Below are 20799 nucleotides of genomic sequence, written 5' to 3' on the forward strand. Positions count from 1 at the left end.
CCGCCCCGATCGGAGAAAACCCATGTCCACTGTGACCGCCACGCTCTATCCGTCGGAAGGCTTTGGCGCGCCGAAAAATCGGCGTGGCCACGCGACGGAGGGCGCCTTGACGGGACTCCCCGAGGGCACCGAGGTCTTCTCGGCCGACAACCACATCTCGGTGGCCGACGACATCTTCTACGACCGCTTCCCCGACGAACTCAAGGGCGCGGCGCCGCGCATCTGGTACGAGGACGGCGCCTACATGGTCGGGATGAAGGGCAAGGCTTGGACAGGTGGCGATTTCGGCCGTGTGCTCATGCAGTACGACGATCTGGCCGGCGCGGCGACCAACAACATCGACGCCCGGATCCGTGAACTCGGCGAGGACGGTATCGACAAGGAGCTGGCGTTCCCCAATGCCGTGCTCGCGCTGTTCCACTACCCGGACAAGGGCATCCGTGAGCGGGTGTTCCGCATCTACAACGAGCACATCGCCGATCTGCAGGAGCGCTCGGGCGGACATTTCTACGGCGTCGGGCTGATCAACTGGTGGGATCCGTCGGGTACCCGCCGCACGCTCGAGGAACTCAAGTCGTTGGGACTCAAGACCTTCCTGCTGCCGCTCAACCCGGGCAAGGACGATGAGGGCAACATCTACGACTACGGCAGCACCGACATGGACGCGGTATGGGACGAGATCGAAGCCTCCGGGGTACCGGTCAGCCACCATATCGGTGAGACTCCGCCCAAGACGCCGTGCCAGAACAACAGCGTCGTGGTCGGCATGATGGTCAACGTCGACTCGTTTCGCGAGCAGTTCGCCAAGTATGTGTTCTCCGGCATCCTCGACCGGCATCCCGCGTTGAAGGTCGGCTGGTTCGAAGGCGGTATCGCCTGGGTCCCGACGGCCCTGCAGGATGCCGAGCACATGCTCGCCTCGTACCGACATATGTTCAACCATGAACTGCAGCACGATATTCGGCACTACTGGGCTCGTCACATGAGCGCGTCGTTCATGGTGGACCCACTGGGACTGCGGTTGATCGACGACATCGGTGTCGACAACGTGATGTGGTCCAGCGACTACCCGCACAACGAGTCCACGTTCGGCTACTCGGAGAAATCGCTGAAGGCCGTCGTCGACGCGGTTGGGCCGGACGCCGCCACCAAGATCGTCAGCACCAATGTCCAGCAGTTCCTGGGACTGCGCACGCGAGGAGCAATCGGGGCGATGCGCGCGCGAGGAGCAATCGGGGGTCAGGCATGACCACTTTCGCCACACCCGACACCACCGCGATCGACATCCCGGACGAGCCTGACTTCGCCCGGATGCGTCGCGAAGTCAGCGTGCGGTTGCGCTCCGCGATGCGCGAGCAGGGCGTCGATGCCCTGATTCTGCTGGGCAACGGAAATGTCGTCTACGCGACGGGGGCGAGCTGGCCGCTGCTCGATGCGGGCCTGTCTCATGTCGAACGACCAGTCGCCGTCGTGCTTGCCGATGACCAGTACCCCCACCTGTTCATGCCGGCCCGCGAGGGTGCGGCGCTGGAAACCGATCTGCCCGACGATCATCTGCACGGACCGCTGTTCCTCGAATTCGACGAGGGCGTCGAACATTTCGCCAAGGTGGTGGCCGAGCTGATCCGGCCGGGCGCGACGGTGGCGGTCGACGAGCTGACCGGCGCGATGCGCCGGGCGACGGGGCGGCTGTTCCCCGGCGGCGCTCCGCTCGACGCCGCGCCGGTGGTCGGAGCGGCCAAGCTGGTCAAGACCCCTGACCAGATCTCAGCGGTGCGGCGGGCCTGCCGCATCACCGAACAGGCCATGGTCGACGTTCAGAAGGCGTTGGTGCCCGGCGTCCGGCAGATCGACCTGTCGGCGCAATTCGTCCGGCGCGCTTTCGAACTGGGTGCGACCGCCAACATGCTGGAGGCCATCTGGCAGGTGATGCCCTCCACCAAGGCCGAGGGCACCTGGACAACGCACGGCGATCTGGCGCTGCCCCTGCTGACCACCGAGCGCGAGCTCGCCAAGGGCGATGTGCTGTGGACCGATGTGTCGATCACCTACGGCGGCTACTGCTCGGATTTCGGCCGCACCTGGGTGGTGGGGCAGGAACCCACCACCCGCCAGCATGACCAGTTCCATCAGTGGCGCGACATTCTCGGTGCGGTGTTGGCGGTGACGAAAGCCGGTGCCACATCGGGAGATCTGGCCCGTGCGGCGATCAAGGCCGCGGGCGGCCGTAAACCGTGGCTGCCGCACTTCTACATCGGTCACGGCATCGGCACCAATGCGGCCGAGATGCCGATGATCGGGACCGATCTGGGCGAGGAGTTCGACGACAATTTCGTGTTCCCGGCCGGCATGTTGCTGGTTCTGGAACCGGTGATCTGGGAAGACGGCACCGGCGGTTATCGAAGCGAGGAGATCGTGGTCATTACCGAGGGCGGCTGGATTCCGCTGACCGACTACCCGTACGAGCCCTACCTGTGAGCGCCGGCGTGCGCACCGAGGCCCGCACCGAAATAGAGGCGGACCCGTATGACCTACGCTTCGGCCGGCGCAGTCGTGTTCTCGAGCAGATGGATGCCCACGACCTCGACATCCTGGTGCTCGGCAGGCAGGCCAACGTGCGGTACGTGACGGGGGCCCCGCAACTGTGGGTCGCGGGCACCCGGCCGTTCGGCCCGATCTGCACCTTCGTGCGAGCCGCCGCTGCGATCCACCTCAACAGCACCTGGGATGAGGGCATGCCCGAGGAGATCGACCACGATCACCTCTATGGTCTGGCTTGGAACCCCATGACGCTCATCGGGGTACTGCAAGGCATCGCCGGGGCCGACGCCGCCAAGCGGGTCGGAACCGATGCGCTGACACCGAATTTCGCCAAGCTGCTACCGATGGCGTTCCCCAACGCCGAACTGGTCGACGGCGAGCCTGCCATGCGGGCCGCGCGACGGATCAAGACGGCCGCCGAGGTGACGGCGCTACGCGCGTCGGTACGCGTGGCCGAAGTCGGATTGGCTTCGGCTGTGGCCGAGCTTGTTCCGGGAACCACTGAACGAAACCTGGCCGGTGCGTTGATGGAAGCCGAGGCGGCAGGCGGCGTGAGCACCCCCGCTACCCAGGACTCGGCATGGATCACCAGCAAGGACACCCCGTGGCGGCGGGCTGCCGGGGACGGCCTGCTGCGAGACGGCGATCTGGTGGTGGTCTCCGCCGGTGTGCTCGCCGACGGCTACGTCGGTGAGGTGGCCCGTACGCTGCCGGTCGGGGAGCTGTCGGAGCCGTCGGCCGTGCGCGCGCTCTACGCCCGCCGAGACGCGTTGTGGGACAAGCTCTTGACTGCCTGTAAGCCGGGCAATCCGGCGAGTGCCCTGCTGGACGCCTATGCCGCGGCGGGTGAGCCGGTACCGCCGGCGCCGGTGGCACACGGTCTAGGTCTCGGCTTCGATCCGCCCGTGGTGTCACCGCACCTGCGTGCGACATCTGACGCGGAGATCCTGGCCGAGGGCATGGTGTTGGCGGTGACCGCACACGTGTGGCAGCAGGGGCTCGGTGCGGTGTTCAGCCGGGACGCGGTCCTGATCACCGCCGACGGCTCCGTGGTGCTCTCCACCAGCCCGCACTGGAATGAGGTCGGCAATGGCTGAGAGACCCAAACCCGAGGAGATCATCCTTTACGACAAGGATCCCAGGACCAAGATCGCCACCATCACGTTCAACCGGCCGGAATACCTCAACGCGCCGACGTCGATGGCGCGGCTGCGCTACGCCGACGTGCTGCGCGCTGCCAACACCGACAACGACGTCAAGGTCGTCATCATCCGCGGCGTCGGCGACAACCTCGGCAGCGGCGCCGACCTACCGGAGTTCATGGAAGGCAATGACAATCCGGCGGCTCGGCTGGCGGAGTTGCGGCTGGAGGACGACGGCATCGGCGAGGTGACCTACCCACCGAAAGGCACCTTCCGCAACGGCGCCACCATCTCGGCCTGGTACGCCAACTCGCAGGCCGGCAACCGTGCGTTGCAGGACTTCAAGAAGATCAGCATCGTGGAGGCCAAGGGCTACTGCTACGGCTGGCACTTCTACCAGTGTGCGGATGCCGATCTGGTGATCTCCAGTGACGACGCGCTGTTCGGCCATCCGTCGTTCCGCTACCACGGCTGGGGCCCGCGCATGTGGACGTGGGTCCAGATGATGGGGCTGCGCAAGTTTCAGGAGATGGTGTTCACCGGCCGCCCGTTCACCGCCGCCGAGATGTACGACTGCAACTTCCTCAACAAGGTGGTATCGCGGGACCAATTGGAGGCCGAAACCGAGAAGTACGCCCGCGCGTGTGCACGAAACCGGCCCGTGGACACCGTCTTTCAGCAGAAGATGTTCTTCGAGATCTTCAAACAGCAACAGGGCGAGTATATGGGTAGCCTGCTCAGCGCGTTCTTCGAGTCGATGGGCAACGGGGTGTCCAACGACAGCGATGACGACCTCGACATGTTCGAGTCGATCGACTCGGGGTTGTCGGCGGCAGTCAACGACAACGACAGCAAGTTCCCGCCCGACTTCCGGCTGTCGAAGAAGAACCGGGCCAAGCCCGAATAGGCCTATGACCGCACCACTGTCCGGGTACACCGTCGTCGACCTGTCCACCGGGATCGCCGGTGGGTACTGTACGAAAATCCTGGCCGACGGCGGGGCCGACGTCATCAAAGTCGAAGCGCCTGCGGGCGATCCGCTGCGCCGCTGGTCGGCATCGGCTGCGGTAATCCCGTCGAACACCGACGGCGCGTTGTTCGGATTCCTCGCCGGCGGCAAACGCAGCGTGGTGGTCGATCCAGAACAGCACGCCGATCTTGACCTGCTGGACCGATTGGTCGCGACCGCCGATGCCGTCGTGTGGTCCCCGAAATCGCCGGTGGCGCAACGGGTCGCACCCGATGAGCTGCACCGCCGGTACCCGCACTTGATCGTCACCACCATCACCGCGTTCGGGCTGGACGGGCCCTGGTGCGACCGGGCCGCCACCGAATTCACCCTGCAGGCCTGGTCCGGCGGAGCCATCGGAATCGGCCGCGGCTCGCAGGATCGCCCGCCGGTGACCATCGGCGGGCAGGTGGGGGACTGGGTCACCGGCGCCTACGCCGCGGCGATGACGCTGGCGCTGCGGGCGCGGGCGCTGCGCGACGGGCACGGTGAGCTCATCGATCTCTCCATGCTCGAAGTCCAGATCCTCGGCCTGACCTACTATCCCGTGACCTACTTCCAGATGCTCGGCCACCCGTGGCGCACCGAACGGCGCCCTACCGTACCGGGTGTGGCCCAGGCCGCCGACGGGCTCGTCGCACTCGGCTGCGGCACCGCGCAGCAGTGGTGGGATCTGTGCGCCATGTCGGGTCATGACGAATGGATCGACGAGACCACCGAGCTGACCATCACCGAGCAGGCCAACCTGCATGCCGACGAGCTATACCGCTGGATCCGTGAGCAGCGGGCAGATGACCTCCGCGAGCTCGCGGCGGCCTTTCGGATTCCTACGTCCCCGGTCGGCAATGGCGAGAACGTCGTCGCCATGGACCACTTCGTCGCCCGCAGCTCGTTCACCACCAACCCGCGCGACGGGTTCACCCAGCCCACACCGCCGTACCGGCTCACCGATTGTCCGTTGCGGCCACCCGCGCCGGCACCGCGGCTCGGCGAGCACACCGAGGCCTACCGTGCTGGCATGTTGACGGCACGCCCGGCGCCTGCCGGGGAGCCGGCCAGCAACCGGTTGCCGCTCGCGGGGTTGCGCGTGCTCGACATGACGACCTTCTGGGCTGGACCGTCGTGCACGCATGCGCTCGGCATGCTCGGCGCCGAGGTGATCCATCTGGAATCCACTGCGCGTCCGGATGGGACCCGGCTCATCGCCGGAATCCCCGCAACCGTCGAGCAATGGTGGGAACGCTCACCGATCTTCAGCGCACTCAACACGAACAAGAAGTCCCTGACGCTGGATTTCCAGACCGAACAGGGCCGGAACCTGTTGCGCCGTCTCATCGCAACCTGCGACGTGGTCGTGGAGAACTTCACCCCACGCGTGATCGACCAGATCGGACTGGATTTCGAGTCGATGCGAGCGGTGCGCGACGACATCATCATGGTCCGCATGCCGGGCTTCGGCTTGGACGGGCCGTGGCGGGACAACCCCGCGTTCGCCTACATCATCGAAGATGCCGCCGGATTGAGCTGGCTCACCGGGTTTCCCGACCGTACGCCCTACGAGCCGTATTCGGTGGGTGATCCCAACGCGGGTGTGCATGCGCTCAACGCGGTGCTGCTGGCGCTGGAACATCGACGCCAAACAGGGCGGGGCGTTTTGGTGGAGGCCGCGATGGCCGACGCTGCGCTGAACATCGCTGCCGAGCAGGTCATCGAGTACTCGGCGTACGGAGCGCTGTTGCAGCGCGACGGCAATCGCGGCCCGACGGCCGCACCGCAGAACCTGTACCGGACCGCTGAGGTCGATGAATTCGGCCGTGACGACAGCTGGGTGGCTCTGGCGGTGCAGACCGATGCGCAGTGGGAGGCGTTGCGTGACGCGCTGGGCCGGCCTGATTGGGCGATGGCCGCCGAGCTGAGCACTGCCGCGGGGCGCCGTGGGGCCCACGACCTCATCGATGAGCGCCTTGGCGCCTGGTGTGCGCCCCGCACCGGAGACGAGGTCGTCGAAACCCTCTGGGCTGCCGGAGTTCCGGTGGCCAAGGTGATGCAGCCGCACCGGCAGACCGAACTGCCGCAGCTGCAGCACCGGAGGTTTTTCGAGCAGGTCGCACACCCTGTGAACGACCCGGCGCCGCACAGCACGCTTCCCGTCAACCTGACCGACGGCCCGTCGGTCTTCCACCGTGAGCCTGCCCCGATGCTCGGTGAGCACAACCACGAAATCCTGACGGCACTGGGGTTGACCGACGCCGAGATCGCCGAGCTGGCCGCAGACGGAGTCATCGGTACCGTGCCCGGGGTCGGCGGGCGACGAAAAGCGGTGCGTTAACCCGCCGAGCAGACGTGAAAGTCCGCGACACACCGGGTTTCGCGAACCTTGACGTCTGCTCGGCGGGAAAAGGTGGGCTACTTCAGGCAGCTACCCGCGTCGACGGGCAGGGTCACGCCGGTGATGTAGCGCGCCTCGTCGGAGGCCAGGAACAGCACGGCGTTGCTGATGTCGACGGGCTCGACCCACGGGATCGGCAGGGTGTGGAACAGCTGGCAGATCGGCGCCATGTCGTCGGGGCCCGGGTTTTCGAGGTCCGGCCGGAACATCTTGAAGGTGCCCTCGTTGTGCAGCATGGGTGTCGCGACATGGGTCGGGTGCACGGTGTTGACCCGAATGTTGTGCTGGCCCAACTCGACTGCGAATCCGCGCATGAGTCCGACGACACCGTGCTTGGCGGCCACGTAATTGCCACACTGCGGGTAGGCCTTGAGTCCGCCGACCGAGCTGGTCAGGATGATCGAGCCGCCGCGTCCACCGGAGATGAGATGGGGGACACCGGCTTTCACGGTCTTCCAGACCCCCGAGAGATTGATGTCGATCATCTCGTCCCAGTCCAATTCGCTGGTCTGGTCCAGCGTGTCGCCACCGTTGCCGATGCCGGCGTTGGCCACGATGATGTCGAGCCGGCCGAGCTGCTCGACACCGCTGTCGACGGCGGCTTTCACCGCGGCGGCATCCCGGATGTCTACCTCGGCGGTGACGATGCGCCGGTTGAGACCTTTGACCAGATTGGCGGTTTCGGCCAGATCATCGGGGGTCGAGGCCGGGATGGCGGTTTCCACGCCGGGGCGGATGGGCCCGCAGATATCGATCGCGATGATGTCGGCGCCCTCCTGGGCCAACCGCACCGCGTGGCTGCGGCCCTGACCGCGAGCCGCGCCAGTGACAAAAGCGACCTTGCCTTCCACCCGTCCCGTCATTGCGTACCCCAGTTCTGATCGTGGTGAATTGTGCGTCTTCGGCGATTTTCTGTGCACCTGCTCAGCACTCTGTCACCGCGCACGGCACGATGTCAACGACGGACTCTTATCCGACAATTTATACTCTTCGCCTAGAAGAAGATGGTTCTCAATACGGTGAGAAGATGCACTTCAGTGGCCTGCAGGTCAGGGAATCGTCCCTGGAGGGCTCGGAGAGTCCACGCGCATCGATATGGCCGGCGCTATGGATTGGACGACATGCGTCGTCACTCTCAATGGGTAATGCGCACCCGTGGCGAGAACGTAGTTCTCGTCACTCGGCGGCGAAACCGTGGGCGCAGAAATCCCAGACCTCGTCGGCGGTGATCGGGTGGGGTGCGGCCTCGTCGGCGCCTCCACTCGACTGTGCGACGAACATCACCGTCTGCATGGTCATTGCGGCCATCCGGCGGGGATTGATGCCCTTGCGCAACAACCCGGCCTCCGATGCCTCGTCCATGAGCTCGGTGAGCAGTGCCAACAGCGGCGCGTGGGCAACCTTCACTTCGGAGGGGTGCGATACCAGCAGGCGCGGCGCGAAATCTGTGAACAACGGCCGCTTGGCGGCCGGGTCGGGCCGGGACGATTCGAACAGCAGTTGGATGGCGACCTTGAGCCGTTCAAGGGGATCGGTGTGACCGGCCGTGGCGGCGCGGATCTGGTCGGCGGAGCGGCTCAGCGCATCCTCGAACAGGGCCAGCAGCAGCTCGTGCTTGCCGTCAAACTGCAGGTAGAAGCTCCGCAACGACTGCCGCGAGCGGTCGACGACCTCTTGCACCGTGAAGTCGGTGCTGCCTTTTTCGATGATGATCGCCTGCGCGGCATCCAGGAAGCGCTGTACGCGCTGTGCTGCTCGCAGCTTGGCGGTTTTGATCGACCGCTCGACCGCCCGTTGCTTCCAGGCGGGTTCATCGCCGGCGGTGGTCACCGGCGGCTGAGATGGGTGTCGAGTCGGGAGAACATGAACTGACTGTACCGGAGAACGCCTTGCCATTGTGGTGCCAGACCCCCTCGCGGCCAACGTGTCGGAGATTGTAACTTTCTTGCAGTGAGAATAGTATTCTCATCAGTGGAATTATAGAAGTGCTTCGGGAAGAAGGATGCCGCGGTTCATCCGTCCCCGCCGTTCTTTGGCCGCAATCGTCGAGGAGTGCCGTGTACATCGATTACGACGTCGCCGATTCCATCGGCACCATAACCCTCAACCGGCCCGAGGCCGCCAACGCGCAGAATCCCGAATTGCTCGACGAACTCGACGCCGCGTGGACCAAGGCCGCCGAGGATCCCGAGGTCAAGGTGATCGTGTTGCGGGCCAACGGCAAACACTTCTCGGCGGGGCACGATCTGCGCGGCGGCGGCCCGGTGCCGGACAAGATCACCCTGGAATTCATCATCGAACATGAATCGCGCCGCTACCTGGAATACACACTGCGGTGGCGCAATGTGCCCAAACCGTCGATCGCCGCGGTGCAGGGCCGGTGCATATCCGGCGGGCTGCTGCTGTGCTGGCCGTGTGACCTGATCCTGGCCTCCGAGGATGCGTTGTTCTCCGATCCTGTGGTGTTGATGGGCATCGGAGGTGTCGAATACCACGGGCACACTTGGGAACTCGGTGCCCGCAAGGCCAAGGAAATCCTGTTCACCGGCCGGGCGGTGACCGCTGAGGAAGCCGAACGCACCGGCATGGTGAACCGCGTTGTGCCACGCGACGAACTCGACGCCCAGACCCGCGAACTGGCCGCCCAGATCGCCGCGATGCCGTCGTTCGCGCTGCGGCAGGCCAAGCGGGCGGTCAACCAGACGCTCGACGTCCAGGGCTTCTACGCCGCGATCCAATCCGTGTTCGACGTGCACCAGACCGGTCACGGCAACGCACTGAGCGTCGGCGGATGGCCGGTTCTGGTGAACCTCGACGACATGAAGGCGAACATCAAGTAGCTCCGCGATATGGGCGCGATCCGGCTCAGTGTGCGGTACGCGACTGGGCTGACCTACGCACAGATCACTGCGGCCGCGGCCGTCACGCTCGTGGTGCTGGCGCTCAGCCGCAACACCGTCGGCGATGCGCGTCAGCTGCTGACCCAGGCCAATCTGGTCGCGTTCGTCGCGCTGATGGTCGGTGCCGGGGTGGTCGACACGGTCGTCGGCTACTTCAACGTGTATCCCACCTTCGCCTGGTTCGCGTCAGGGACGCCGCCGACGCCGGCGCAACAGCGGGCAGCGATGCGGATAGGTCCGCGCCAAGCGGTCATTCAGTTCGGTACCTGGGCCGTGAGCGCCGCGGTCTACACCGTGGTGAATCTCGGGGCCGGTGGCGGGGTGGCGTATGTGATGGGTGGGGCCATCCTGTTCGGTGGCGTGGCGGCGGCCTGCATGGGATTCCTGATGACGCAACGCATGTTGCGACCGATCGTCGCGGCCTCACTCACCGGAGCATCGGCGACGAGCGCGACGATGCCTGGCATACAGGGCCGGCTGCTGACCATCTGGACGCTGTTCAGCGGCCTGCCGACCGTCGGGATCGCGTTGATCGTGCTGGCCCGTTCCAACGGCTGGTTCGTGCAGAAGACCGCGCCGGTGGAGGCCGCTGTGCTGGTGCTCGCCGGAATCTCGTTGGTTTTCGGGCTGCGGTCGATGGTATTGGTGGCCCGCTCGATCGCCGATCCGGTGCACGACGTGGTGCTCGCGATGAAAGCGGTCGAGCGCGGGTGGTCGGGCGTCTCGGTCAAGGTGTACGAGCCTTCGGAGATCGGCAGGTTGCAGTACGGCTTCAACCGGATGGTCGCGGGGTTGGCCGAACGAAACCGGTTGCGGGAGTTGTTCGGTCGCTATGTCGGCGTCGACGTGGCACGGCACGCGCTGCAGCAGGGTGATGCAGTGGGTGGCGACGTCCGCGAGGCGGCCGTGCTCTATGTCGACCTGGTGGGCTCCACCGCGCTGGGCGCATCCCGCCCGCCGCAGGAGGTGGCAGAGCTGCTCAACGGCTTCTTCAAGATCGTCGTCGACACGGTGGAACGACATCACGGGCTGATCAACAAGTTCGAGGGCGACGCGGTACTCGCAGTGTTCGGTGCGCCGCTGCCACTGGACAATCCGGCCACCTCGGCACTTGAGACCGCCCGGGCCCTGGTGCCCGGCCTGAATGCACTGCCCGACATCGAATTCGGTGTCGGGGTGTCCTGCGGTTCGGTGTTCGCCGGCAACATCGGTGCCGAGAACCGGTACGAGTACACCGTGATCGGCGATGCCGTCAACGAGGCGGCACGGCTCGCCGACCACGCCAAGGACTGGGATTCCGCCGTGCTGTGCTCAGGCGCCGCATTGGCTCGCGCCGACGCCGGCGAAGGCAGGCGCTGGGCGGTACGAGGGTCGACAGTACTGCGTGGGCGTAGCACCGCCACCGTGTTCGCCGAGCCCCTCTAGCGTGAGTTTCCTTGCGCGAGCAGACATGTAGGTACCCGACACGCCGCGGGTCGGGTACCTACGTGCCTGCTCGGCGGGGAAAAGCTACAGCTGCGCCAAACGTGGAGCCGATCCACGGGCCCGCAGCCCTGCTCCGGCTTTGCGCGTGAGTTCCCGTGAGCTGCCGAGTAATCCGTCGAGCACCAGGGCACGTTTCACATGCCGGTGCAGCTCATGTTCGGCCGTGAAGCCGATGCCGCCGAGCACTTGTTGGCAGTGTTTGGCAGCGGTCAGCGCGGCCTTGCCTGCCGCCGCCTTGGCCAGCATGGCCGTGAGATCCGGGTTGTCGGTGCCGGGCAGGATCAACGTCGCCTCGGCGCCTTCGATGGCCACGAGGGTCTCGGCCAACCGATGCCGGACGGCCTGGAACGCCGCGATCGGCTTGCCGAACTGCACGCGGTCCACCGCGTGACGACGGGCCAGGGCCAGCATGGCGCGGGCCGAACCCACGAGCCACCAGCCCACCGCGCGACGCGCTTCGCCCATCCTCATGAGCTCGCCGTCAGGGACAGGCCGTAACGGCAGTCCGCCCAGGGTAGGACAGTCGTTGGGCAGGCGTTCCCACACCACCCAACTACCCCCGGCGTACGGCATCGGCGGGGTTCCGCCCGGCAGCCCGCCGATGGTCTCCAGCATCACGTCATTGAGAATCGAAGCGTGCGAGCCGGTTTCGCCGAGGAGGCGAAACACCAGCGGTATCGCGACGTCGGGCATGTCGGCGAGCATGTCGGCCCAGCCGAGTTCGGCCAGCGCAGCGTCCAGTTCGGCCCCCGAGACCGAGAGCATCGTTTTGCGCAACGCATCCTCGAGCAGGTCGAGGGACTCTTGATCCACCGGTCAATCCTTCCCGAGATCCAGCAGACGGCGCGCGATGATGTTGCGCTGCACCTCGGCCGTGCCGCCGTAGATGGTGGCCGCCCGCGAATACAGGTACTCGGTGCGCCAGTCGGTGTCTTCGAGTTCGATGACGCCGGGCAGCAGATCGCGGGCGGTGTCGTAGAGCTGTTGCTCGGCGCTCGCGAGCAGCACCTTGTCGATGGAGGTGTCGGGCCCGAGCTTGTGCCCGTCCGCCAGTCGGTGCTGCGTGGCCCGTGACCGGCAGCGCAGCGTGTGCAACGCCAAATAGGCTGCACCCAGATCGGAGTCGGATACGGCACCAAGGTTTTTCGCCTCGCCGATCAGCGCGTCGAACCGCGAGTACAGGTAGGCGATGCGCTGCCAGAAGCACGTCGACCGCTCATAGGGCAGCAGATCCATTGCCAGCTGCCAGCCGTCGCCGGGCCTGCCCAGCATCCGGCCGGCGTCGACCACCACGTCGTCGAAGTACACCTCGCAGAACTCGTCGACGTCGTGCATGGTGCGCAGGGGACGCACCGTGATGCCGGGGGTGTCGGTGTCGACGAAGAAGGCCGTGATGCCTTGGTGGTCGGGGGTTTCCGCGTCACCGGTGCGCGCCAGCAGGATGCAGCGGTGTGAGTACTGCGCGAAGCTGGTCCACACTTTCTGGCCGTTGATGACCCACTTGTCGCCGTCGATCACCGCGCGGGTGGTCAACGACGCCAGGTCGCTGCCCGAACCCGGCTCGGAGAACCCTTGGCACCATTGCTCTTCGCCGGACAGCAGCTTCGGGACCATCTCGGCGGCCAATTCGGTGGGCGCGTAGTCGATCATGGTTGGCGCCAAGACTTCCAGCATCGAGTAGGGCCCGGGTTCGACCAGCCGGCGCCCTACCACCTCCTCGCCGACGATGGCCCGCAACATCGCGGGGCCGCCGAGCCCGCCGGCGTGCTCGGGCCAGCCGTAGCGGCTCCAGCCGGCGTCGTAGAGCGCTTTCTGCACGCGGCCGAACTGCCGCATGTGGCCCGCGAGGGTGCGGTCTTCGGGTGGGCTCAGATCATTCTCGGCCAGCCACGCCTGTAACGCGGTTCGGAAGGCGGCGGGCTCGTACAGATCAGTCACGCTGATGGCCGGCCGATCGCATGTGGTTTGCCGTGATCGTGCACGCCGCTGCGCCGGATGAAGGTCATGGCACGGGTTTTCAGTCGCCAGCCGTTCTCGGTGCGGACGTAGGTGTCGTTGTAGTAGCCGATGCGCATATCGTGCGTGGAGTGCTCGATGAAGCACAGCGGCTGGGTTCCGCTGGCGGCATCGGGATTGTCGGGATCGAGGGTCACCAGCGCCGTGCCGGTCATGAACAGCCCCTTGGGCGCCGCGTCGACCAGCACCGGGAACCGTTCCAGCGCATAGGTTTCGCCGAACGCGCTGTAGCTGCCGTCCGGGGTGAACACGTTGATCAGGCCGTCGATGTCACCCTGGGTGATAGTGACGGCGTAGCGGGCCAGCAACTGCTGGATCTCGACGAGGTCGTCAGTTCGCGGCGTACTCATTGTGGTAGACCTTACCTCCCTTCATTACAAAATTCACTGCCTGTGTAACGCGAATGTCCTGCAGTGGATCACCGGGTACCGCGATGATGTCGGCCAGCAGGCCTTCGGCGAGGCGGCCGCGGTCGTCGGCGTTGATCAGCTCTGCGGCGACCACGGTGGCGGCACGCAGCACTGCTGCCGGCGGCATGCCCCATTCGACCAGGGTGACGAGTTCATCGGCGTTGCGGCCGTGCGGGATCGCAGGCGCATCGGTGCCGACGGCGATCTTCACGCCGGCCTCGTAGGCGGCCTTGATGGACGTCTCGGCCTTCGGGAACATCTCGGCAGCCTTGTCCTGCAGCGCTTTCGGTGCTTTCGACACGTCCATGGCCTGGGCCAGCCGCCTGGTGGTGACCAGGAACCGGTCGTTGTCGACAAGCATCTGGATGGCCTCGTCGTCCATCAGGAAGCCGTGTTCTATGCAGTCGATCCCGCAGGCCACCGCGTGTTTGACGGCCTCGGCGCCATGGGTGTGCGCGGCGACCCGCAGACCGCGGCGGTGGGCCTCGTCGACGATGGCCCGCAGTTCCTCGTCCGAATAGTGCTGCGCGCCGGCCTCGCCGGTCAGGGACATGACGCCACCGGAGCAGCACACCTTGATGAGCTGGGCGCCGTGCTTGATCTGATAGCGCACCGCCTTGCGGATCTCGTCGACGCCGTTGGCGATGCCTTCCTCGATGGTCAGCTCGAGCACGCCCGGCATGAACGCGGCGAACATGGTCGGATCGAGATGGCCACCGGTCGGCGTGATGGCGTGCCCGGCCGGCACGATGCGCGGACCGTCGATCCACCCGGCGTCGATCGCTTTGCCCAGGGCGACATCCAACAGGTACCCGCCGGTCTTGACGAACAGGCCCAGGTTGCGCACGGTGGTGAACCCGGCACGCAGCGTGCGGCGGGCATTGCCGACTGCCCGTAGCACCCGCGTCGGGGGATCGTCCTGCACCTGGGACAGGCCGGGGTTCTCGCCACGGCCGCCCATCAGCAGATTGACTTCCATGTCCATCAGGCCCGGCAACAGGATCGAGTCACCGAGATCGATGATGTCGCCCTCGTCGTCGGACTCGACACGGCCGGCCGGAGTTTCGCCTCCGACTGAAACGATGCGGTCGCCCTCGACGCGGACGATGGCGGGGCGGACGATTGCCCCGGCATTCACGTCAAGCAGCCCGGCTGCCTTGAGCGTGATCGCCGCTTGTGACGAGCCGCTTGCGCGAAGAGCCGACAACTCAGACCACCGGCTCCCGGACGATCTCGACCCACGCCGCGCCGCTGTCGAGCACCCGTGGCTGCTTCCACACCTCGACCGGGAAGCTGACCATCACCACCGACTGCATCAGGTGCATGAGCCGCTTGGCGTCGTCGGGCATGCCGTGCAATGGGAATCGCGCGTCGAGGTAGACCATGACCTCTTCCAGGCGGCCCATGCCGGCGTCGTAGAGCTCCTGCATCTCGGCCATGGTCGACGCCAGTCGCTTGGCGTAGCGTTGCGGCTCGGTCGGCAGGATCCAGTCGGAAAACCGCTCCAGATCGGCGAATTCGGCGGGCAGCAGGGCCTCTGCGGTCTCAGGCATGCGCGACCTTTCCGTTGGTGGCGGCCTTGGCGGCCTGCTGCAGCTTGTACTCGTCGACGTACTTGTGCGCGGTGTGATGCAGGTGGCGCAGCAGAATCTCCTGATCGCACAACGGGAATTCGGTGACCGCCCGGGTGCCGATCTGGGTCTGAGTGGCCTCCAGGGTGTTGGCGTCCTGTAGCGCGTACTCCTTGAACGTGACGGCAGCCAGTTCCTGACTGAGCCGCTGGCGGGTGTTCTTCGGAGGGACGAAATACAGGTTGGCCTCGAAGATATGGGTGTCGACGCCGGTCGGCCAGTAGTTGTAGGTGAGGTACCAGCCCGGAACCCACAGCAGCAGGGTGAAATTGGGGAAGAACTCGAACGAGTCCTGGCCCCAGGTCTTCTGGCGTGCCGGGTTGACGGCGGGCGGCAGCTCGTCGGGCAGGATGCCTTTGATGTCAGGGCGATCCCACGGGCCGAACAATCCGCTGTGCAGGATCCGCTCGATGGGCTTGACCATGTTCAGATCCTTCGGCGGGCTCATGCCGCCCCATGACGAGATCATCGAATGCTGATCCTTGATGTCATAGTGCAGCGCCTCGAAACCGACCTTGGCCAGTTTCGCGGCTTCTTCCTGCGTCGCCTGCTTCATGTGCAGGATCGGCGCGTGGTAGAACTCGACGAACGCGTCGATGAACAGCTTCCAGTTGGCCTTGATCTCGGAGCGGTAGCTGTACACCTCGGTCATCTCGTGGAAGGGGTAGCCCTCCAGGCCTTTTGCGAAGTCGCCGAGGTAGTCCCGCAGCGGTTCGGCGTCGTCGTCGAAGTTGACGAAGATGAACCCTTCCCACACCTCGCAGCGCACGGGCTTGAGCGGGTAGTCGGCCTTGTCGACGTCGAAGAACTCTTGTTCCTGCTGAATGAATGTCAGATCACCGTTGAGTGCATAGCGCCAGGCGTGGTACTTGCAGGTGAACTGCCGGCAGCTCCCCGACACTTCCTCGCCCGGATAGTCGTTCCAGACGAGCTTGTTGCCGCGGTGCCGGCACATGTTGTAGAAGGCCCGGATGGTGCCGTCTTTGTCCTTGTTGACGATGATCGACGTGCCCGCACCGACCGAGGGCATCTCGCGGGTGAAGTAACTGCCGGTCTTGGGTAACCGTTCGACCCGGCCGACGTGCAGCCAGAGCTTGCGGAAGATGGCCTGCTGCTCCAGCTTCCACTGTTCGGGGTCGATGGAATCGGTGTAATCGACGGGCGCTGTGCCGAGCTCGGGCCAGTTCTCGGTCCAGCTGCCGACATCTGGCTTCGGGAAGTGCGCCAATTGTCTACCCTCTTTCTTCAGGTTCGGTGCCGGCTTCCGGCTCGATGCCAAAGGTGTTGTAAGCCATGGCCATCAGGCCGTAGCCGCCGATGGTGAAAACCAGGTCCATGCGTTGGCGCTCATCGAGTCGGTCGCTGAGCGCCGCCCAGGTCTCGTCGGAGATGCGCGAATGCTCGTCGAGTTCGTCGACGGCGTTGAGCACGATCTGGTCGAACGGGTCGGCGGCCGCTCCGCGCTGGACGGCCGCGATCTCAGCATCGGTCAGCCCTTCGGCTTTTCCGATGAAAGCGTGGTGGGCCCACTCGTATTCGCAGTGCCTGCGATGGGCGATCCGCAGGATCGCGAGCTCTCGCAGTCTGGGGTGCAACGTCGAACGGAACAGCAGGTGGTTGCTGAACCGCAGGAATGCCTTGGTGAGCTGCGGGTGCCGGGCCAGGGTGGACAGTGCGACGCCCGCGCCTTGGGGATTGAGCCGCTCCGCGGGCAGCATCACCGACAACGCCCGGAGTACCTCGTCGTCCCACTGATCGGCGGGCAATGGGGGCAGGCGCACGTCCTCGTCTCCTCTCACCGGCTCTCGTTGACGAGAATCATATTCTCATTTCTGATCAACAGGTTTCCATCTTTTGTGGACTCGGTCAATGGGGAGACTCCAAGTCGACCGTCGAGGGGGACGATTCAGCTCGTCAAGACTGTCAGAGATTGATTCTCGCTACAGGAGAAGATAGTTTTCTGATGTAGAGAACCGGTTGTCGGAGTGGAAGGGAGCTGCCATGAACAAAGACGACATGATTCTGATCAGCGTGGATGACCACATCATCGAACCGCCGAACATGTTCGCCAATCACCTGCCCGCCAAGTACCGGGACGAGGCGCCGCGGTTGGTGCACAACCCCGACGGCTCGGACACCTGGCAGTTCCGCGACACCGTGATCCCGAATGTGGCGCTCAACGCGGTCGCGGGCCGGCCGAAGGAGGAGTACGGCCTGGAACCGCAGGGGCTCGATGAGATCCGCAAGGGCTGTTACGACCCCGACGAGCGGGTCAAGGATATGAACGCCGGCGGAGTGTTGGCGACGATGAACTTCCCGTCGTTCCCGGGATTCGCCGCGCGGCTGTTCGCCACGGACGATTCGGACTTCTCACTGGCGCTGGTCCAGGCCTACAACGACTGGCACATCGACGAGTGGTGCGGGTCGAACCCCGGACGGTTCATCCCGATGGCGCTGCCGGCGATCTGGGATCCCCAACTGTGTGCCGACGAGGTGCGCCGCGTGTCGAAGAAGGGCGTGCATTCACTGACCTTCACCGAGAATCCTTCGACGCTGGGCTATCCGAGCTTCCATGATCTGGAGTACTGGAAACCGCTGTGGGAAGCGCTGTGTGATACCGACACCGTGATGAACGTGCATATCGGGTCGTCAGGCAAGCTCGCGATCACCGCGCCCGATGCGCCGATGGACGTGATGATCACGCTACAGCCGATGAACATCGTGCAGGCCGCCGCCGACCTGCTCTGGTCGGCGCCCATCAAGGCCTACCCGGACCTCAAGATCGCGCTGTCGGAGGGTGGCACCGGCTGGATCCCGTACTTCCTGGACCGCGTGGACCGGACCTATGACATGCACTCGACGTGGACGCATCAGAACTTCGGCGGCAAGCTGCCCTCGGAGGTGTTCCGGGAGCATTTCATGACGTGCTTCATCTCCGATCCGATCGGCGTGAAGAACCGCCACGAGATCGGTATCGACAACATCTGTTGGGAGATGGACTACCCCCATTCCGACTCGATGTGGCCCGGTGCGCCCGAGGAACTGTCGGCGGTGTTCGACACCTATGACGTCCCGGACGACGAGATCAACAAGATCACCCACGAGAACGCCATGCGGCTCTATCACTTCGATCCGTTCGCCCACGTCCCCAAGCACCAGGCCACCGTCGGTGCACTGCGCAAGGCCGCCGAGGGACACGACGTGTCGATCCGCGCTCTGAGCCACCGGGAAAAGACCGGCACCACGTTCGCCGACTTCCAAGCGAACGCCAAAGCCGTTGCCGGCACACGAGACTGAGGGGACCAGCACAACGTGTCGGGTGGGATGAACTTCGCATTGACCGAGGACCAGCAGCTGATCCGGGCGTCGGTCGCGGAGCTGGCGGCCAAGTTCGACGACCACTATTGGATGGAGAAGGACCAGGCCCACGAGTTTCCCCGGGAGTTCTACGACGCCATCGCCGGTGGCGGTTGGCTGGGCATGACCATCCCCGAGCAGTACGGCGGCCACGGCCTCGGGATCACCGAGGCGACCATCCTCGCCGAGGAGGTGGCGCGCTCCGGCGGCGGCATGAACGCCGCCAGTTCCATCCACATGTCGATCTTCGGTATGCAGCCGGTGGTGGTGTCCGGTTCCGACGACATGAAAGCGGCCACCCTGCCGCGGATCGCCGACGGGGACCTGCACGTCTGCTTCGGCGTCACCGAACCCGGTGCGGGACTGGATACTTCGCGGATCACGACGTTCGCCAAGCGGGACGGGGACAGCTACGTCGTCAACGGGCGAAAGGTATGGATCTCCAAGGCGCTGGAGTCGGAGAAGATCCTGCTGCTGACCCGCACCACGCCGTACGGCGAGGTCGAGAAGAAGACAGACGGCCTGTCCCTGTTCCTCACCGACCTTGACCGCGATCACGTCGATATCCGGCCGATCCGCAAGATGGGGCGCAATGCCGTCAGCTCCAACGAACTGTTCATCGACGATCTGCGCATACCCGTCGAGCACCGCATCGGCGAAGAGGGCAAAGGCTTTTCGTACATCCTGCACGGGCTCAACCCGGAACGGATGCTCATCGCCGCGGAAGCCCTTGGCATCGGCCGGGTGGCGCTGGACCGGGCCGTGCAGTACGCCAACGAGCGTGTCGTGTTCGACCGGCCCATCGGCATGAACCAGGGGATCCAGTTCCCGCTCGCGGACTCGTTGGCCCGCCTTGACGCCGCCGAGCTGATCCTGCGCAAGGCGACCTGGCTCTACGACAACGGCAAGCCGTGCGGCAAAGAAGCCAACATGGCCAAATACCTCTGCGCCGACGCCGGATTCGATGCTGCGGACCGCGCGCTGCAAACCCATGGCGGGATGGGCTATTCGGAGGAATACCACATCTCCCGGTTCTTCCGCGAGTCCCGGTTGATGAAGATCGCCCCGGTGAGCCAGGAGATGATCCTGAACTTCCTCGGCTCGCACGTGCTCGGACTGCCGAGGAGCTATTGATGGCGCGAACCTACTTCGACCTGACCGGACGTTCGGCACTGGTCACCGGCGCAGGCGCCGGGATCGGAGCCGCCGTGGCCGAGGCCCTGGCTGCGGCCGGTGCGGCAGTGCTCGTCACCGACATCTGTGGTGAGGCGGCGGCTGCGGTCGCCAAGCGGATCAACACGTCGGGCGGCAAGGCCGACAGTGCCTCGCTCGACGTCAGCGACCGCGACGCCGCGGTCGCCGCCGCGGCCCAGGCAGCCGGGTTGGGCGGAGGTCACCTGCACATCGTGGTCAACAACGCCGGCGTGACGTCCCCGGCGATGTTCCCGAAGCTCACCGACGAGACCTTTCGGCTGACGTTCGACATCCACGTCATGGGCACCTTCCACGTCACTCAGGCCGCGCTGCCGCATCTTCCGACCGACGGCACGGGACGCATCATCAACGTCACCTCCTCGGCGGGCATCACGGGAACCCTGGGGCAGGTCAATTACTCGGCAGCCAAGGCAGGCATCATCGGGTTCACCAAATCGCTGGCGCGGGAACTGGCCCCCAAGAACGTCATGGTCAATGCGCTGGCGCCGTTGGCGGCGACGCCGATGACCGAGACGATCCGCACCAACGAGAAGTTCGCGGCGAACATGATGAACCGGATCCCGCTCAAGCGGTGGGCCGAAGCTGACGAGGTGGCCGGGGCGTTCGTCTTCCTGGCCTCCGATGCCGCGTCGTACATCACCGGGCAGGTGCTCCCGGTCGATGGCGGCATGGTTATGTGAGCCTGTGAGCGAGTTTACGAGCGA

19 protein-coding genes are annotated in these 20799 nt (G+C 65.3%); 10 read left to right on the forward strand and 9 right to left on the reverse strand.

Going from position 1 to position 20799, the window contains the following annotated elements; genetic code table 11:
* The first annotated feature begins 22 nt into the window (after positions 1-22).
* From A5784_RS31985 to A5784_RS32005, 5 genes are read left to right on the forward strand one after another with little or no spacing between them, the layout of a single operon-like run.
* On the forward strand, positions 23-1249 hold the full coding sequence (locus A5784_RS31985; RefSeq protein WP_064948886.1) for an amidohydrolase family protein: 1227 nt from the start codon (positions 23-25) through the stop codon (positions 1247-1249).
* Positions 1246-2478: a M24 family metallopeptidase gene (locus tag A5784_RS31990; protein ID WP_064948887.1), complete on the forward strand. Its 1233-nt coding sequence runs from the start codon at positions 1246-1248 to the stop codon at positions 2476-2478. The genes A5784_RS31985 and A5784_RS31990 overlap by 4 nt, the downstream gene beginning before the upstream one ends.
* On the forward strand, positions 2475-3638 hold the full coding sequence (locus A5784_RS31995) for a M24 family metallopeptidase (RefSeq protein WP_232006331.1): 1164 nt from the start codon (positions 2475-2477) through the stop codon (positions 3636-3638). Before A5784_RS31990 ends, A5784_RS31995 begins: the two co-directional genes overlap by 4 nt.
* Entirely contained in the window at positions 3631-4590 is a 960-nt protein-coding gene (locus tag A5784_RS32000; protein ID WP_064948888.1) for an enoyl-CoA hydratase/isomerase family protein, read from the forward strand. Before A5784_RS31995 ends, A5784_RS32000 begins: the two co-directional genes overlap by 8 nt.
* A 4-nt stretch (positions 4591-4594) precedes the next feature.
* The gene (locus A5784_RS32005; protein ID WP_064948889.1) at positions 4595-7021 is read left to right on the forward strand and encodes a CaiB/BaiF CoA transferase family protein; all 2427 of its coding nucleotides are present in this window, start codon (positions 4595-4597) and stop codon (positions 7019-7021) included.
* Positions 7022-7098: 77 nt separating this feature from the next.
* Here A5784_RS32005 and A5784_RS32010 read toward each other — a convergent pair whose 3' ends face one another.
* Together A5784_RS32010 and A5784_RS32015 are read right to left on the reverse strand one after the other, a co-directional pair.
* A complete protein-coding gene (locus A5784_RS32010; protein ID WP_064948890.1) occupies positions 7099-7944 on the reverse strand; it encodes a mycofactocin-coupled SDR family oxidoreductase in 846 nt (281 codons plus the stop codon).
* Between the two features lie 313 nt (positions 7945-8257).
* Positions 8258-8977 carry a TetR/AcrR family transcriptional regulator gene (locus A5784_RS32015; protein ID WP_082945216.1) on the reverse strand — a complete coding sequence of 240 codons (720 nt, stop codon included), beginning with the start codon at positions 8975-8977 and terminating at the stop codon, positions 8258-8260.
* A gap of 161 nt (positions 8978-9138) precedes the next feature.
* Here A5784_RS32015 and A5784_RS32020 point away from each other — a divergent pair, with 161 nt between their 5' ends.
* Positions 9139-9921: an enoyl-CoA hydratase gene (locus A5784_RS32020; protein ID WP_064948892.1), complete on the forward strand. Its 783-nt coding sequence runs from the start codon at positions 9139-9141 to the stop codon at positions 9919-9921.
* 9 nt (positions 9922-9930) lie between these two features.
* Entirely contained in the window at positions 9931-11406 is a 1476-nt protein-coding gene (locus A5784_RS32025; RefSeq protein WP_064948893.1) for an adenylate/guanylate cyclase domain-containing protein, read from the forward strand.
* A gap of 84 nt (positions 11407-11490) precedes the next feature.
* Here the strand turns inward: A5784_RS32025 and A5784_RS32030 are convergent, their stop codons facing one another.
* From A5784_RS32030 to A5784_RS32060, 7 genes are read right to left on the reverse strand one after another with little or no spacing between them, the layout of a single operon-like run.
* On the reverse strand, positions 11491-12279 hold the full coding sequence (locus A5784_RS32030; protein WP_064948894.1) for an acyl-CoA dehydrogenase family protein: 789 nt from the start codon (positions 12277-12279) through the stop codon (positions 11491-11493).
* Positions 12280-12282: 3 nt separating this feature from the next.
* The gene (locus A5784_RS32035) at positions 12283-13404 is read right to left on the reverse strand and encodes an acyl-CoA dehydrogenase family protein (RefSeq protein ID WP_064948895.1); all 1122 of its coding nucleotides are present in this window, start codon (positions 13402-13404) and stop codon (positions 12283-12285) included.
* A complete protein-coding gene (locus tag A5784_RS32040) occupies positions 13401-13832 on the reverse strand; it encodes a nuclear transport factor 2 family protein (protein WP_064948896.1) in 432 nt (143 codons plus the stop codon). Before A5784_RS32040 ends, A5784_RS32035 begins: the two co-directional genes overlap by 4 nt.
* Positions 13813-15099, reverse strand: a complete 1287-nt coding sequence (locus tag A5784_RS32045) for a metal-dependent hydrolase family protein (protein WP_232006332.1) — start codon at positions 15097-15099, stop codon at positions 13813-13815. The genes A5784_RS32040 and A5784_RS32045 overlap by 20 nt, the downstream gene beginning before the upstream one ends.
* 1 nt (position 15100) lies before the next feature.
* A complete protein-coding gene (locus A5784_RS32050) occupies positions 15101-15445 on the reverse strand; it encodes a hypothetical protein (RefSeq protein WP_064948897.1) in 345 nt (114 codons plus the stop codon).
* Complete coding sequence (locus tag A5784_RS32055) at positions 15438-16751, reverse strand: SRPBCC family protein (protein WP_064948898.1); 1314 nt, start codon at positions 16749-16751, stop codon at positions 15438-15440. Before A5784_RS32055 ends, A5784_RS32050 begins: the two co-directional genes overlap by 8 nt.
* 4 nt (positions 16752-16755) lie before the next feature.
* Positions 16756-17304 (reverse strand): carboxymuconolactone decarboxylase family protein, encoded by a 549-nt coding sequence (locus A5784_RS32060; protein ID WP_064948899.1) that lies wholly within the window; start codon positions 17302-17304, stop codon positions 16756-16758.
* Positions 17305-17524: 220 nt separating this feature from the next.
* Here A5784_RS32060 and A5784_RS32065 point away from each other — a divergent pair, with 220 nt between their 5' ends.
* From A5784_RS32065 to A5784_RS32075, 3 genes are read left to right on the forward strand one after another with little or no spacing between them, the layout of a single operon-like run.
* Entirely contained in the window at positions 17525-18820 is a 1296-nt protein-coding gene (locus tag A5784_RS32065; protein WP_064948900.1) for an amidohydrolase family protein, read from the forward strand.
* 27 nt (positions 18821-18847) lie between these two features.
* Positions 18848-20014 (forward strand): acyl-CoA dehydrogenase family protein, encoded by a 1167-nt coding sequence (locus A5784_RS32070; RefSeq protein WP_064948901.1) that lies wholly within the window; start codon positions 18848-18850, stop codon positions 20012-20014.
* Positions 20014-20775, forward strand: a complete 762-nt coding sequence (locus tag A5784_RS32075) for an SDR family oxidoreductase (protein WP_064948902.1) — start codon at positions 20014-20016, stop codon at positions 20773-20775. The genes A5784_RS32070 and A5784_RS32075 overlap by 1 nt, the downstream gene beginning before the upstream one ends.
* Positions 20776-20799: the final 24 nt, after the last annotated feature.

Origin of the sequence: Mycobacterium sp. 852013-50091_SCH5140682 (assembly GCF_001665685.1) — a bacterium.
Taxonomy (GTDB): domain Bacteria; phylum Actinomycetota; class Actinomycetes; order Mycobacteriales; family Mycobacteriaceae; genus Mycobacterium.